Below are 13,566 nucleotides of genomic sequence, written 5' to 3'. Positions count from 1 at the left end.
TTCCGATTATCAAAAAACGATAATCGGAATCTTTTTTACTATTTCGGGCTAGTTATGTCCCAGCCCCATAAAACTCTTTTTATTCGTTAATCTAAAATAGTAACTTCTACTGTCTGCCTTCCAAATCTACCTGCTTCTGCCTTACTAGGGACATGCAAATCGATTTTATTTCCTTTAATTGCTCCGCCTGTATCAGCAGCTACCGCTTCTCCATAGCCTTCCACGTATACTCGTGAACCAAGCGGGATAACAGACGGATCAACTGCAACTACTTTTTTGTTTGGACTGTTGTTCAAATTTACTCCAGTGGCAGTAACTCCTGTACAACCTGAACAATTAGCTGTGTAAGCTGTTGCCTGCATAGAAATAGTACGCCCATTTGAAGATGGATTATTCCCGGATCCACCACGAGACGCTGTAACCGAAGGTTCACGTGCCCCAACAGCTACTACTTTATCTTCGCTTTCTTCAATTTGTTTTTCTTCTATCAATTCCCGAGAAACTTCTTCCCCATTTTCAAGAACTACTTCATACCGTTTCTCGATTATGCCTTTCTTTCCATTTTCTACCACCTCTTCTTCTCCTTTAAGCAGAGAATCATCACGGCGGGTAACGGTAGCATAATCGATTTCTTCTTCCACTACATCGGTGACCTTTTCCACGCGTACGACCTTAATATCTGTTTTACCGGTGATTTCTTTGTCTTCACCAGGCTCTACCCGGTCTTCATCGGAAACTTCTACACCGGCATCTTCTAAAAGGTCAGCGACCGTAGTCGAAGTTGTCATTATTTCCTCTTTTTCCCCATCATATTTTACATTCACTGGAAAAGCAGACTCATAGGTTACCTGCATTCCTTCTTCTATTGGAGTGTCTATATGTTTGTTTAAGTAATCATTTTTATCTAGTGTAATATCTTGTTCATCTACGAAATCTTCTACAGTGGCAGCTGTCGTCCATACATCTTTTTCTTCCCCGTTATTAGATACGGAAATCTGCTTTGCCTGCGCCCATTCCACTGTCATATTTCCTGTAATAGGATCCTGAAGAGATGGAGTGATGTCATCTTCATCCTTCATTTTGAACCCCTGTTCGTTTAGCAGTTCACCCACTGTTTTTGCGTGGGTAGTGACGGTGATGTTCTCTGTAGCATCCTTTACTATCGTGACCGTTGCTTTGGTTGTTTGATAAACCGCAGCAGTAATCATTAAAAGAATGGCTACCAAGACCAAGACGAGCTTTTTTCCAGTAGTTAATCCTGAAAAAAAGGAATTCAGCTTTGAACTCATGGTCTAATCCTCCTCTACAAGCTAAGCATTATAGAGATTTCCACCTCCCGTGTCAATCCATATATTTTCCTACCTCATTATCTGCTATAGCAGAAAAAAAGAGAAGAAAAACTTCTCGACACTGCACTGTATGTAAAAGGAGAGAAGAATAGAAGGATTTCGAATAAACAATAAGTCTTACACAATTTGGCATAAACTGACAAAGAAAAATGTCAGTTTATGCGGAAAAGTTTTTTAGCATTTGCTGTCGTTTGTTCTGCTAATGTTTCAAAAGAAATCTCTTTCAATTCTGCAATTTTCTCCGCTACTAATTTTACATAAGCGGGTTCATTACGTTTACCGCGGTAAGGATGTGGCGCCAAAAATGGACTGTCTGTTTCTACGAGAAGACGATCCATTGGAATTTCTTTAGCAACTTCTTTTGGTTTTTTGGCATTTTTAAATGTTACTGGCCCTCCAAATGAAATGTAAAAATTCATTTTCAAACACTCTTGGGCAATTTCTAAGCTGCCGCCAAAGCAATGCATAATCCCTCCCGTTTCCGCTGCATTTTCTTCTTTTAATATATCAACTATATCCTGATGAGCTTCTCTGTCATGGATAACAATAGGAAGATTTACTTTTTTAGCCAAATGGATTTGTTTTCGAAACACTTCTTTTTGTACTTCTTTTGGCGACTTATCCCAATGGTAATCCAGCCCCATTTCTCCGAGTGCAACGACCTTTGGATGAGCGGCCAATTCTTCTAACCACTTTAAATCTTCTTCCTTCATATCAATAGCATCTACAGGATGCCAGCCAACTGCTGCATAAATAAAATCATATGTTTCTGCTAATTCCATAGCTTTAGGGATGGTTTCCCGGTCAAATCCAACCACTGTCATCCATTCCACCCCTTCTGACTTTGCTCTATTTATAGTGTCTTCTACTTCTCCTTCAAATTGGTCTATATTTAAATGGACATGTGTATCAAATAACATCGTTTTCCTCCTTTAACATTAATAAACACTACTTTTTGGAAAAATTTGGCTGTACACCTTTTCAAGGAAACTGTCTAATAACACAATCGCCCCGAGGTTATTTCCCGAGGCGACTCCTTGCATTAATTAATTTACTACAGAACCGTTTGGAAGGTTAGCATCAATAGTTGCCAGTGTTAATTTACTGCCTTTCGAGGCCGCAAGAATCATACCTTGTGACAGCTCTCCCCGTAATTTGACTGGTTTTAAATTTGTAACACAGATTACTTTTTTTCCTTTAATTTCTTCTGGTGTGTAATGTTCTGCGATGCCAGAAACAACTTGACGTCTTTCATCTCCTAAATCAAGTTGTATCTTCAACAGTTTGTCTGTCTTCTTTACGGGTTCAGCTTCTAACACTTCCGCTACTTTCAATTGTACTTTTGAAAAATCATCTATGTTGATTTCATCATTTTTTTCTGAAACTTGTTTCTTGTCGCTTTCCTGGTCTTCTTCTGTTTTTACGGTTCCACCCATGTCTTTAATAATATTGGCTACTTCCTCTTCTACTTCTAGACGAGGAAAGAGAGGTTTTCCTTTTTTTACAACGGTGGTTCCTTCAGGCAGCTGACCGAAAGTACGCATCGTTTCCCACTCCGTTAAGGAAGACGGCACCCCTATTTGTTCCCACATCCTCTGAGGAGTGTCTGTCATAAACGGCTGAATCATAATGGAAATATAACGAAGAGATTCAGATAAATGGTATAACACAGCTCCTAATTGTTCCTTTTGCTCTTCATTTTTTGCCAGCATCCATGGCTGTGTTTCGTCGATATATTTATTCGTTCTGCTGACTAACTGCCAAATCGCGGTTAGTGCTACGGAGAACTCCATATCTTCCATCGCATTTTCTACTTTATTTACAGTCGCATACACTAAATCAACGAGGGAGGCATCGTAAGGCGTGCCGTCTTTAAGGTAGCCTGGTAATTCTCCGTCAAAATATTTATTTATCATTGCGACAGTACGGTTTAACAGATTTCCTAAATCATTAGCAAGATCATAATTTAAGCGGTCCACAAAGCCTTCAGGCGTGAAAACACCATCTGAACCAAAAGGTACTTCGCGTAGTAAATAATAACGGAGTGCATCAAGTCCATACCGGTTAATCAGCGGGATGGGATCTACTACATTACCTTTTGACTTTGACATTTTGCCGTCTTTCATTAACAGCCACCCGTGACCAAATACTTTTTTAGGTAAAGGCAGATCAAGAGCCATCAGCATGATAGGCCAGTATATCGTATGAAAACGTACAATTTCTTTTCCAACCAAGTGAACATCAGCAGGCCAATATTTTAAATAAGCGTCTTCATTTTCACTTCCGTAACCGAGTGCTGTAATATAGTTTGACAACGCATCAATCCAAACATAGACAACATGCTCGGGGTCGCTTTTTACAGGAATCCCCCACTCAAATGCTGTGCGCGAGACTGCAAGATCCTCTAGTCCAGGTTTGATAAAATTATTAATCATTTCATTTTTACGGGACTCCGGCTGAATGAATTCAGGATTTTCTTCATAAAATTTCAACAAACGGTCCGCATATTTACTCATCCGGAAAAAATATGATTTTTCTCGTACCCATTCAACAGGATGTCCACTCTCTGGACTTTTTCCACCTATTATTGTTCCATTTTCATCATATTCAGGGTCTTCAAGTTGAAGTTCGGTATAAAAGGTTTCATCTGGTACAGAATACCATCCTTCATACTCATCAAGATAAATGTCACCATTGTCTTTTAATTTTTCAAAAATTTGCTGGACAACTTTTTTATGGCGTTCCTCTGTCGTTCTAATAAAATCATCATAAGATATATCCAATTTATCCCATAGATTTTTGATGCCTGCTACCACTTCATCCACAAACGTTTGAGGAGATACTCCTTTGTCCTTTGCTTTTCGTTCAATTTTCTGTCCGTGTTCATCGGTACCAGTTAAATACCTTACGTCATACCCGCGCAGACGTTTATATCTTGCCATTGCATCCCCTGCTACCGTCGTATAGGCATGGCCGATATGGAGTTTATCACTTGGATAATAAATAGGTGTTGTAAGATAAAACGTTTTTTGTCCCTCTTCCATTATAAATCCTCCTTCATTTATTCATTATTAAATAAAATCAAAGCGTGCTTTCTTTTGTTATAAGCCAGAATAGCGGAACGCTTAAATTCATAAGTATTAGAAGAACTTTTTTTCATAGGGTTAATAGAGAAGGGCGGATATCGTAAACTGTAGTTTTGCTTCTACTGTTAAGTTATAAAAACGATACTATATTCCTTTAGCAAAATTAATTTTACTTAACAAATAAAAAAACCCTCGTCCTGCAAAGGGACGAGAGCTATACTCACGTGGTACCACCCAAATTTCTCCGCCTTTTGCAAGTACGAAGCTTCATGCGCCGCCATTTATATACATTCAGGCGCTCTCTTTAACGCAGAAGTACGTTCTTTTCTTACACAAAGGCTCGAAAAGAAATTCCTCCGGGACCATCTTCAAAAGTTCATACTGTACCGGCTTCCAGCACCCCCGGCTCTCTGTAACAGATTCCTCTTTACTCATCCCTTCATCGGACTTCATGTTGTTCACATTTTACTATTTCCCATTAAGACTATAACGAAGCAATTTTATTGTGTCAAGCTGGACAGAAAGGTTATTTGACGCTTTCATATATTATTATTTCTGTTTATATGTATACTCATACATTCGACATTTTTTTCAGTATATGTCGAATGAACCATATCTTTTGTTTTTCTATTAACAGTATAACTTTGTTCATTAAATAGAAAAAATCTTGTATTTTTTAAAATTTTTAGGTATGTTTAAAGTAACACATTCCTTTTAACCCTTGTTATGTCAACCATTAAACAAAAATAGTAAAAATATTCAAAGTTTATTAGTTTTATAATTGACGTTTTTTGGAAAGATTGGTATTCTTAGTAGACAAAGATAGAGAATATTGTCGAATTATGTCGACGTTCCTTTTGTTATTTATATTTTGAGGAGGAGCTTGTATGAAATCTACTGGTATTGTACGGAAAGTGGACGAGTTAGGCAGGGTGGTTATTCCGATTGAACTTAGAAGAACACTTGATATTGCGGAAAAAGACGCTCTTGAAATTTATGTCGATCATGACCGTATTGTTTTAAAAAAGTATAAGCCTAATATGACCTGTCAAGTTACAGGTGAAGCGTCCGAAGAAAACATCGCACTAGCAGACGGTAAAATCATTCTTTCTCCTGACGGTGCAAAGGAAATCATGAAAGACCTCGAAGGTTTTGTAAATAAAAAGTCAAATGCATAATCGCCATGTCCTTATGGGGAAAGCTACAGTTTAACTCATACTGTTTACCAACTTCAACAGTATAAAAAAGACGAATTTCTTTTTTAGGAATTCGTCTTTTTTATACAAAAGGCTCGGTACTGTGTTGCCGACAAATCATCAATAGTGTTTTTTTATCCCAACTGAGAACTTTCCTTTTTCTTATAAACGATGATAAATAGCATACACTTCTCGTTTTGGCAGGTTCCTATCCTTTGCTGTTTCCTTTATTGCATCTTTAGACGTCATTCCTTTTACAACATAACTATTAACATGTTCAGAAACAGTTAACGTTTCCCACCAAATTGCCTGTTCTCTCTCTTTTGCATTTCCTCCTTCCACAATGAGACAGCACTCCCCTTTTACCGACTCTTCTTCTAGATGCTCTCTTATTTTTCCTAAAGTCCCTCTCCATAGTTCTTCAAATTTTTTAGTCAATTCACGTGCCAATACTGCTTTTCGATCTCCCCATTTCCTTTCTAAATGTTCGATAGTCTCTTTTATACGATAAGGGGATTCATAAAAGATGAGAGGAGCTTCAATATATGTAAGCTCTTCGAGTACATTTTCTCGTTCCTTCTTTTTACGCGGTAAAAAACCATAAAAGTAAAAGGGACCACCGCCCAGACCAGACCCGGTTATAGCTGTTGTTGCAGCGTTGGCACCTGGCAGAGTAATAACCTTAAATCCTGCATCAATGCACTGATACACCACTTCTTTGCCTGGATCTGAAACAAGAGGCATACCTGCATCGCTGACTAATGCTATCATTTTTCCTTCTTGTAGTAACGTTAGTATTTTTTGTCCTTTGTTTTCTTTATTGTGTTCATGATAGCTATCAAGAGGGGAAGAAATATCAAAATGAGAAAGAAGTTTACGAGTCTGCCTCGTATCTTCTGCAAAAATGATATCAGCTTCTTTTAATGTTCTTACAGACCGAAATGTCATATCTTCTAAATTACCGATAGGAGTTGGAACTAAATACAATACTCCTGTCTCAGTTGATTGAAAACTCTTTTGCAGTCTCATTTTTTTCACCCTTTCTGCGGCATGGAGCATTCAGCTAATGCTTTTTTTTCTTTGCGGTCCATTTTTTTCATCAAATATTCTGCTTGCATTGCTTCTTTTTTTGTCGAAAATGCTTTTTTGTATACTAACCGAAAAGGTCCGCGGCCTCTTGTGTATTTTGCTCCTTTTCCTTTCTCATGCATTGTCAGTCTCCGTTCTATATCTGGTGTATACCCAATGTAAAAAGTACCATCTCCACATTGGAGCATATATACATAATGTTTAGCGTCCTTCATAATATTTCCTAAACTCCTCTGTATATTTACCATCTTCTGTATAAACGGTTAACGGTGGTAAACATGTCAAGCCTGGTTTTCCATCCTTCATCCCTTCTAATAGGACAATATTTGCATTTTTTCCTTCTTTTGGATAAATGCATTTCAGACGTTTCGGTTCCAGCCGATATTTACGATATGCTTCCATTAATTCAGAAAGCCTCTCCGGTCTTAGTACCATAGACACTTTCCCTTTTTGCTTCACTAACTGTGAAGCTGCTTCGACCATATCGGTTAGCGTTCCATTTCTTTCATGACGAGCATTGGTGAAATAAGGGTTATCGTTCCATTCATTTTGTCCGGTCGTGGCAAAATACGGTGGATTACAAGTTACTAAGTCGGCTTGCCCGATGTTATCTATTATGTTTTTATTTCTGACATCTCCTTCTATAAATCTAAGTTTATGATCTAGGTTATTATATTGCGCGCTTCTTCTCGCCATATCAGCCAGTCTTGGCTGTAACTCTATTCCTGTTATAGGGACACGACTGCGAGTCGAAAGGACTAATGGAATAATCCCATTGCCGCTGCATAAATCGATTATAGTTCCTTTTGTAACGGGTATATATGTAAACCTGGCTAATAGGACAGCATCAATAGAAAAGGCAAACACTTCTTTACTCTGAATAATATGGAGCCCTTCCGTTATATAATCAAGCCTTTCCCCTTCCGATAAGTGAGACATCCTTATCACCATCCATCACATTATTTTCTTTACGTACATTGCCTATTCGTGTTTTATGTATTTGAAAATTGTCGACCTATAAAGGAGAAAGCACTAAACGCAACACCCCGTACGTTGAATGCCGTCATTTTACTGTTTACCAATAAAATCTCTCTTCTCATAGTATAAAAAGGGCTGTCCCCATAAAAAGGGACAGCTCCAGGAACTTTATTTCTGATGGAGAAAAGATAGACAAAATAAACAATCTCCATCAACTCTTAGACTTCCGTAATGCAAATTGCATATATGAAACCCTTCGTGATATAAGCGGGCAAGATTATCATATCCCTCCCCTACACTGGGGCGGTCTTTCAGCGTTTTTTTCGGCTTTGTTGATTTATTATTCGGCTGGTTTTTCTCTTCCATTCGTTCACGCAAGTGCTGATTTTCTAAGGCTAAAGCTTGATTTTCTTCTATCAGCATTGCAAGTTGTTCCTTTAATTCTCCCAATTCATCATGAAGAGCACCAATCCGCTCTTCCATATGAATAACTTGAGAAAATATTTCTTTCTTCTCCACGTTCCTTCCACCTCAATCACCCGTGTGACTTCAGCTCACAATATACCCTGCTTCCATAAGTTCATCAAGACTATATTCTAATACATTTTCAGGTTCTAAAAGATCTACCTCAACGAGACGTTCAAGAATGTTAATTCCTACCACTTTTCCTTCCCCTTGAGGAGTAGTGATCTTCTCCCCAATATCAGGCAGCTCTTTTTTGGCTGTTTCGTAATGATCATTTTCATACTTTAGACAGCACATAAGTCGACCGCATAATCCGGAAATTTTTGCGGGGTTGAGTGAAAGATTTTGATCTTTGGCCATTTTGATGGAAACCGGTTCAAAATCCCCCAAGAAAGAAGAACAACAAAGTACCCGTCCGCACGGTCCAATACCACCGAGCATTTTAGCTTCATCTCGAACGCCTATCTGGCGTAATTCAATTCGTGTCCGAAAAACGGAAGCAAGGTCTTTAACCAGCTCGCGAAAATCAATTCTTCCGTCAGCTGTGAAATAAAAAAGCACCTTGTTTCGATCAAACGTATAATCGACATCAACTAACTTCATATCTAAACTATGTTCTTCAATTTTAGCAGCACATACTTCATATGCTTTATTTGCTAATTCTTTATTCTCTTCTATAGTTAGCTTATCTTGCGTATTAGCAATTCGAAGAACTTGTTTTAATGGAAGAACAACGTCGTCATCGTCTACTTGTTTTTTTCCGATAACAACTTTGCCGAACTCAAGACCTCGGGATGTTTCAACTACTACCCACTCTTCTTTTTCTATATCAAGATCGCCTGGGGAGAAATAATAAATTTTCCCTGCTTTCTTAAATCTAACTCCAACAACATCATGCAAAGCTACGATCCCTCCTGTAAGCGGAGCAGTAATTGCTCCATAAGAAGCTGCGCATTAACATTGGCACGAAGACGGCGTTTCGCTTCAAGGATCTGCTGCAGCTGCTTTGCAACCTCTCTTTCTGACATTCGAAGGGCGTCCTGCTTTAATTTATCCGCTTTATCAGGATAAGCAAGATCATCTTTTTCATGTTTGACCGCCAAAAGGTCGCGATACCAGAAAAGCAGCAAATCCAAGCCGATGTCCTGCTCTTTTCTATCTGTAAAATGGGCTAGCCACTTTTCTTGTAATGTTAACAGCATCTGCTGAGGCCGATGTTGTACCTCATCTACTAATTGTATCACTAGATTTCTCCCATGTACAATCCAGTCTTTTTTCTCTTCAGCGTATTCTTCTGCTATGTTATCGGGGAATCTTGCTAATAGAGATGCAGCAGCTTCACTAAACCCTGTTTCTTTAAAGATAGTCTCCCGTTTCTTTAATGGCGGCGGGGCAAACGTAATTTTTTGAGCTCTGGATATAATTGTGTCAAGCATAAAATGTGTGTTTTCTGTCAACAAAAGAGCCAGCGTAGGGCTCTCTGGCTCTTCTAAAAACTTTAACAGACTATTTGCAGCACTAGCTGTCATTTTGTCCGCTTCATTTACAATATATACTTTCAGCCCCGCTTCCATTCCTTTGTACGTAAATTCTTTTTGCAGACTCTCCACCTGAGCTTTTTTAATGGAAGCTCCTTCTGGCTCTACAACCATAACGTCTGGATGGTTACTATGCTCAATACGGCGGCACTGCGTACAATTCCCGCACGGGGCTGCATTTGTTTTCTGCAGGCAGAAAAGGCTTTTAGCGAGAAGTACAGCAGCTGCTTTCTTGCCTGCCCCTCTCATGCCTTCAAATATATAAGCATGAGCCAGCCTTTCTTTTTCCATACTTCTCTCAAGCATTGTCATTACCGTCGGCTGATCATTTTTCAATTCTTCCCAATTCATGTCCATCCCTCAATTTTAAAACTGTTCAAACTGTTCTACTTGCATAATAAAAACAGTAGCCCCGCCAACTTGCACTTCCACCGGATAAGGAACATAAGAATCGGCGTTTCCACCCATAGGAGATACAGGGGCTACGAGCTGCTCCCGTGATTTACAGTTATTTTGGATAATGTCTAATACTTTATTGACATGTTCATCTTCTACACCTATTAAAAACGTTGTATTTCCTGCTCTTAAAAAACCGCCAGTACTTGCAAGTTTTGTGGCACGATAGTCTTGGTCTACCAATGCATTAGATAACCGATTGCTGTCCTTATCTTGAACTACAGCAACAATAAGCTTCATCGTAACCCCCTCTTTCTTTTCGGTTCGCACAGAGTTTTTTCACCTTACTGATTTTCAATTAGGAAACGACTGTTTGTCATCAATCCTTATGATAAATGCCTTTTTATCTATATTATTGATAGGTTGAAAACTGTATCGATTAGTCGGTTAACAAAGATTGAATATGCGTAACAGCTTCATCGACAACTAGCTCAACTGATTGATCTGCGTCTATTTTAAACATTCGATTTGGAAATCTTTCTAGTAATAAATGATAGGCTTCAAAAACCTTTTTATGAAATTCAATGGTTTCTTGATCGAGCCGGTTAAATTCCCGCTCCTTATTTTGGTGAATACGAGACAGCCCTCGTTCAGGTGCAATGTCTAAATAAATCGTTCTATCTGGCATATATTCTCCAATAGCAAACTCATTAATATTATATACCTCCTCCATACCAATGCCGCGTGCATAACCTTGATATGCAAGACTGCTGTCAATAAAACGATCGCAAAGAACAACATAGCCTTGTTCTAAAAGAGGCACAACCTTTTCCATTAGATGCTGTCTTCTTGCAGCCGCATACAACAGTGCTTCGGTTCGTTCTTCCATTCTGGTATGTTCAGGGTTCAGAATAATTGTTCGAATTTTTTCTGCTATATCAATTCCTCCGGGCTCCCTTGTTTTTATTACCCGTCTTCCCTGACTATCTAATATATTTAAAATATGTTCAATTACTGTAGTCTTGCCTGCTCCTTCACATCCTTCAAATGTAATAAATACTCCGTCATTTGCTCTCATTTATTCTTCATCCTTTTCCTGTATGCTTATGTACCAATCATGGTGCTTGTACTCTGCTCCTTGTACACGTCCTCCACTTTTTAACCAATCCAGTAAATAGATATAGCGCTCTCCCTTTATTATCTCACCTTTTAAAAATAACGGAACACCTGGAGGATAAGGAATGAGGTCTGTGCCGGCTTTTTTTCCATTGGCTTTTTCAATTGTCTCCTTCCATTGTTTCATATGAAACAATGATTTCCCTTCTTCTGTGTCTATTATTTTAGAACGAAAAGATGGAATTTTAAACGGGATTTTGCTTTTGTCAGCTTTTACTTCAGCTTTCATCCTCTCTACCGAAGAATGAAGCTTTTTATAAACTGCGTTGGAAAGAGGTTTATCTGTAAGCGGCAGGACTAATAAAACGTGTTTATGATCTGCTAATTCAACGAAGATATTTTCCTTTTCTAAATAAACCTGCAAGTCCCAGCCACTATAACCTTCTGGAGCTTTTACTATACATTTCAATAAATCATGTAAAATTCCTTTAGGAGTGACAAGAGAAAGACCAGTTGCTTTTTGTATTTTCTCTCTTATCGTAATGAAATGATTTGTTAAAGCTTCGCCGCTTTTTTGCTTCATATCAAAAAGATATTTCCTGGCCCCATCTAAGGAAGCCATTACAGGGTAAGAAGGGCTGCTGGATTGAACCGTAGAAGCTGCTTCTTTAAGACCATCGACAGACAGGCTGCTATTTTTCCCTAAATGTAAAAAAGCCCCCATTGTCAATGCAGGCAAAGTCTTATGAGCAGAATGAACAACGGCATCAGCACCTTGTTCAAGTGCAGAATCTGGAAACATAGAGCCAGCCGTAAAATGGGCTCCATGGGCTTCATCAACTACAACTGCTGCTCCTCTCGTATGAGCAAGCTTAACAATCGGCTCAAGACGAGGAGTCCAGCCATAATAGGTTGGAGATGTTAGGATAAGACCTTTAGCTTCTGGATAAATAGAAAACGCTTTTTCTACGGTGGACAATGAAACTCCTGTGGATAATTGAGATTCGTCATCATATTCAGGAAAAAGAAAGACAGGATTCAATCCTGCAAGTCTTATGCCATTTATAACAGACTTGTGGGAATCCCTCTGCACCAATACAATATCTCCTTGGTTAAATGCAGCAAAAATCATTGCTAAATTTCCAGATGTGGATCCACCCACTAGAAACAATGTCTCTGACGCACCATAAACCTCAGCTGCTAATTCTTGAGCTGACGCAATGACTCCCTCTGCATCATGTAAATCATCTAAATTCGTAAGTTCTGTTTGATCGAAGGGTAAAACAGAAGCAAATATATTTTTAAGACCAGAAGACAAGATACTGCCATTTTTATGTCCGGGTACGTGAAAAGAAACAGGTTGTTTCCCTGCATGTTTTAGTAAAGCCTCCACCAAAGGCATTGATTGTTGGTCCATCTTAATACCTCTTTATCGTTTCTTTAGTTAAGGGAGCAGTGCAATGAGTATGAGAAAAATGAAACGCCTTTTTTTGTAGCAATAATATTACGGAAAAAAAGACAGGAAACTTGTCTGTGACATTATCCATAATTAACCTACCCGCACTCACCGAGGTATTGATTATCAGGTTAAAGCAGGAGCGCAGCAAGTTTGGCATATAAGATTCTACATTTTTCATCATATATCGTTTATACATTCTATTAGAATTATGACGTATTGATCTGTTTCTTGCAATTTATCTATGAAAGTAATGTTTGACCTTTTAGTTTTCTTAATTTTTTTACTTTTTCTTCGTAGGCTGGATGCTCTGGTTCTAAGTGTATTATTTCCCTTTCACACTCTTTGCATAAAAAGGAGTCTAGAATGTGTATTCCATTTTGCTTTTCTCGTTCACATAGAATACAAGCTTCACGCCATGATTTGTCCTTCTTTTTTAAAGTCAACATACACACCTCCTATGAATCTTAGTTTCTCCGAAATTATGAGATTTTATCCACATTTCTATTTATTAAGAAAAGCGCAAGCGCCCTGGTCAGCCGCGACAGGTTCTGGAGCTTTCGCGCAGGGTTGCCTGCGGCCCGGAGTCGAAAGGGAAGAAACCCCGAGCGGCTGGGCGCTGAAACTAGACATCAAAAACGCCAAAATGTATACTTTCTTACCCAAAAACAAAAAATGTTTTATCGTATATCCTCTAGAAGTCAACTGAACTGATAGTAGTATAAAAATGTCACATCCTGTGGAAACAGCGAACTCCTAGTTCTGTACGTTGAATGCAGTCCTCTATCAATTCAAATCCTTATTCCTTTAAATTACTTTCTTAACGCACAAAAAGCTGCCAGAATTCTATTCTGACAGCTTTCATTAGTGCCTGGCAGCGTCCTACTTTCACAAAGG

General features: G+C 38.7%; 14 protein-coding genes and 1 other annotated feature. Of the genes, 1 reads left to right on the top strand and 13 read right to left on the bottom strand.

Translation table 11 applies throughout. The features are described from left to right. Nucleotides 1–86 precede the first annotated feature (86 nt). The 3 genes from FZF09_RS22535 to metG form a co-directional block, all read right to left on the bottom strand. Complete coding sequence (locus FZF09_RS22535) at nt 87–1,289, bottom strand: G5 and 3D domain-containing protein (RefSeq protein WP_158738773.1); 1,203 nt, start codon at nt 1,287–1,289, stop codon at nt 87–89. Between the two features lie 212 nt (nt 1,290–1,501). Next, on the bottom strand, nt 1,502–2,269 hold the full coding sequence (locus tag FZF09_RS22530; RefSeq protein WP_158738772.1) for a TatD family hydrolase: 768 nt from the start codon (nt 2,267–2,269) through the stop codon (nt 1,502–1,504). 126 nt (nt 2,270–2,395) lie between these two features. Then, the gene (gene metG / locus FZF09_RS22525; RefSeq protein ID WP_158738771.1) at nt 2,396–4,393 is read right to left on the bottom strand and encodes a methionine--tRNA ligase; all 1,998 of its coding nucleotides are present in this window, start codon (nt 4,391–4,393) and stop codon (nt 2,396–2,398) included. Between the two features lie 242 nt (nt 4,394–4,635). Next, nucleotides 4,636–4,887 (bottom strand) — a binding site (T-box leader). 435 nt (nt 4,888–5,322) lie between these two features. Here metG and FZF09_RS22520 point away from each other — a divergent pair. Then, nucleotides 5,323–5,613: a transition state genes transcriptional regulator AbrB gene (locus tag FZF09_RS22520; RefSeq protein WP_158738770.1), complete on the top strand. Its 291-nt coding sequence runs from the start codon at nt 5,323–5,325 to the stop codon at nt 5,611–5,613. Nucleotides 5,614–5,793: 180 nt separating this feature from the next. On the opposite strand, the gene rsmI is transcribed toward FZF09_RS22520, so the two are convergent. From rsmI to FZF09_RS22470, 10 genes are all read right to left on the bottom strand, one after another. Then, nucleotides 5,794–6,660 carry a 16S rRNA (cytidine(1402)-2'-O)-methyltransferase gene (gene rsmI / locus FZF09_RS22515; RefSeq protein WP_158738769.1) on the bottom strand — a complete coding sequence of 289 codons (867 nt, stop codon included), beginning with the start codon at nt 6,658–6,660 and terminating at the stop codon, nt 5,794–5,796. 5 nt (nt 6,661–6,665) lie between these two features. Continuing rightward, nucleotides 6,666–6,935: a GIY-YIG nuclease family protein gene (locus FZF09_RS22510; RefSeq protein ID WP_158738768.1), complete on the bottom strand. Its 270-nt coding sequence runs from the start codon at nt 6,933–6,935 to the stop codon at nt 6,666–6,668. Further along, nucleotides 6,922–7,659 (bottom strand): tRNA1(Val) (adenine(37)-N6)-methyltransferase, encoded by a 738-nt coding sequence (locus tag FZF09_RS22505; RefSeq protein WP_158738767.1) that lies wholly within the window; start codon nt 7,657–7,659, stop codon nt 6,922–6,924. The genes FZF09_RS22510 and FZF09_RS22505 overlap by 14 nt, the downstream gene beginning before the upstream one ends. Before the next feature lie 207 nt (nt 7,660–7,866). Then, nucleotides 7,867–8,217, bottom strand: coding sequence for a DNA replication initiation control protein YabA (gene yabA / locus FZF09_RS22500; RefSeq protein WP_158738766.1), 351 nt, complete (start codon nt 8,215–8,217; stop codon nt 7,867–7,869). 30 nt (nt 8,218–8,247) lie between these two features. After that, nucleotides 8,248–9,063, bottom strand: coding sequence for a PSP1 domain-containing protein (locus FZF09_RS22495; RefSeq protein ID WP_158738765.1), 816 nt, complete (start codon nt 9,061–9,063; stop codon nt 8,248–8,250). A gap of 2 nt (nt 9,064–9,065) precedes the next feature. Further along, the gene (gene holB, locus FZF09_RS22490; protein WP_158738764.1) at nt 9,066–10,052 is read right to left on the bottom strand and encodes a DNA polymerase III subunit delta'; all 987 of its coding nucleotides are present in this window, start codon (nt 10,050–10,052) and stop codon (nt 9,066–9,068) included. Between the two features lie 15 nt (nt 10,053–10,067). Next, the gene (locus FZF09_RS22485) at nt 10,068–10,397 is read right to left on the bottom strand and encodes a cyclic-di-AMP receptor (protein ID WP_091587546.1); all 330 of its coding nucleotides are present in this window, start codon (nt 10,395–10,397) and stop codon (nt 10,068–10,070) included. 139 nt (nt 10,398–10,536) lie between these two features. Then, entirely contained in the window at nt 10,537–11,175 is a 639-nt protein-coding gene (tmk, locus tag FZF09_RS22480; protein WP_158738763.1) for a dTMP kinase, read from the bottom strand. Continuing rightward, nucleotides 11,176–12,630: an aminotransferase class I/II-fold pyridoxal phosphate-dependent enzyme gene (locus tag FZF09_RS22475; protein ID WP_158738762.1), complete on the bottom strand. Its 1,455-nt coding sequence runs from the start codon at nt 12,628–12,630 to the stop codon at nt 11,176–11,178. It lies immediately after the preceding gene. Between the two features lie 281 nt (nt 12,631–12,911). After that, nucleotides 12,912–13,118 (bottom strand): sigma factor G inhibitor Gin, encoded by a 207-nt coding sequence (locus FZF09_RS22470; RefSeq protein WP_158738761.1) that lies wholly within the window; start codon nt 13,116–13,118, stop codon nt 12,912–12,914. Between the last annotated feature and the right edge of the window lie 448 nt (nt 13,119–13,566).

The organism is Alteribacillus sp. YIM 98480 (genome assembly GCF_009765375.1).
In the GTDB taxonomy this organism is placed as follows: domain Bacteria; phylum Bacillota; class Bacilli; order Bacillales; family Marinococcaceae; genus Alteribacillus.
The sequence above is the reverse complement of the archived record's forward strand: the minus strand, read 5'-3'. Positions and strand labels throughout refer to the sequence as shown.

What these genes read in the sequence shown, in the direction of transcription:
- FZF09_RS22535 (WP_158738773.1), bottom strand. Translation starts at nt 1,289, where the DNA reads ATGAGTTCAAAGCTGAATTCCTTTTTTTCAGGATTAACTACTGGAAAA.
- FZF09_RS22530 (WP_158738772.1), bottom strand. Translation starts at nt 2,269, where the DNA reads ATGTTATTTGATACACATGTCCATTTAAATATAGACCAATTTGAAGGA.
- metG (WP_158738771.1), bottom strand. Translation starts at nt 4,393, where the DNA reads ATGGAAGAGGGACAAAAAACGTTTTATCTTACAACACCTATTTATTAT.
- FZF09_RS22520 (WP_158738770.1), top strand. Translation starts at nt 5,323, where the DNA reads ATGAAATCTACTGGTATTGTACGGAAAGTGGACGAGTTAGGCAGGGTG.
- rsmI (WP_158738769.1), bottom strand. Translation starts at nt 6,660, where the DNA reads ATGAGACTGCAAAAGAGTTTTCAATCAACTGAGACAGGAGTATTGTAT.
- FZF09_RS22510 (WP_158738768.1), bottom strand. Translation starts at nt 6,935, where the DNA reads ATGAAGGACGCTAAACATTATGTATATATGCTCCAATGTGGAGATGGT.
- FZF09_RS22505 (WP_158738767.1), bottom strand. Translation starts at nt 7,659, where the DNA reads ATGTCTCACTTATCGGAAGGGGAAAGGCTTGATTATATAACGGAAGGG.
- holB (WP_158738764.1), bottom strand. Translation starts at nt 10,052, where the DNA reads ATGAATTGGGAAGAATTGAAAAATGATCAGCCGACGGTAATGACAATG.
- FZF09_RS22485 (WP_091587546.1), bottom strand. Translation starts at nt 10,397, where the DNA reads ATGAAGCTTATTGTTGCTGTAGTTCAAGATAAGGACAGCAATCGGTTA.
- tmk (WP_158738763.1), bottom strand. Translation starts at nt 11,175, where the DNA reads ATGAGAGCAAATGACGGAGTATTTATTACATTTGAAGGATGTGAAGGA.
- FZF09_RS22475 (WP_158738762.1), bottom strand. Translation starts at nt 12,630, where the DNA reads ATGGACCAACAATCAATGCCTTTGGTGGAGGCTTTACTAAAACATGCA.
- FZF09_RS22470 (WP_158738761.1), bottom strand. Translation starts at nt 13,118, where the DNA reads ATGTTGACTTTAAAAAAGAAGGACAAATCATGGCGTGAAGCTTGTATT.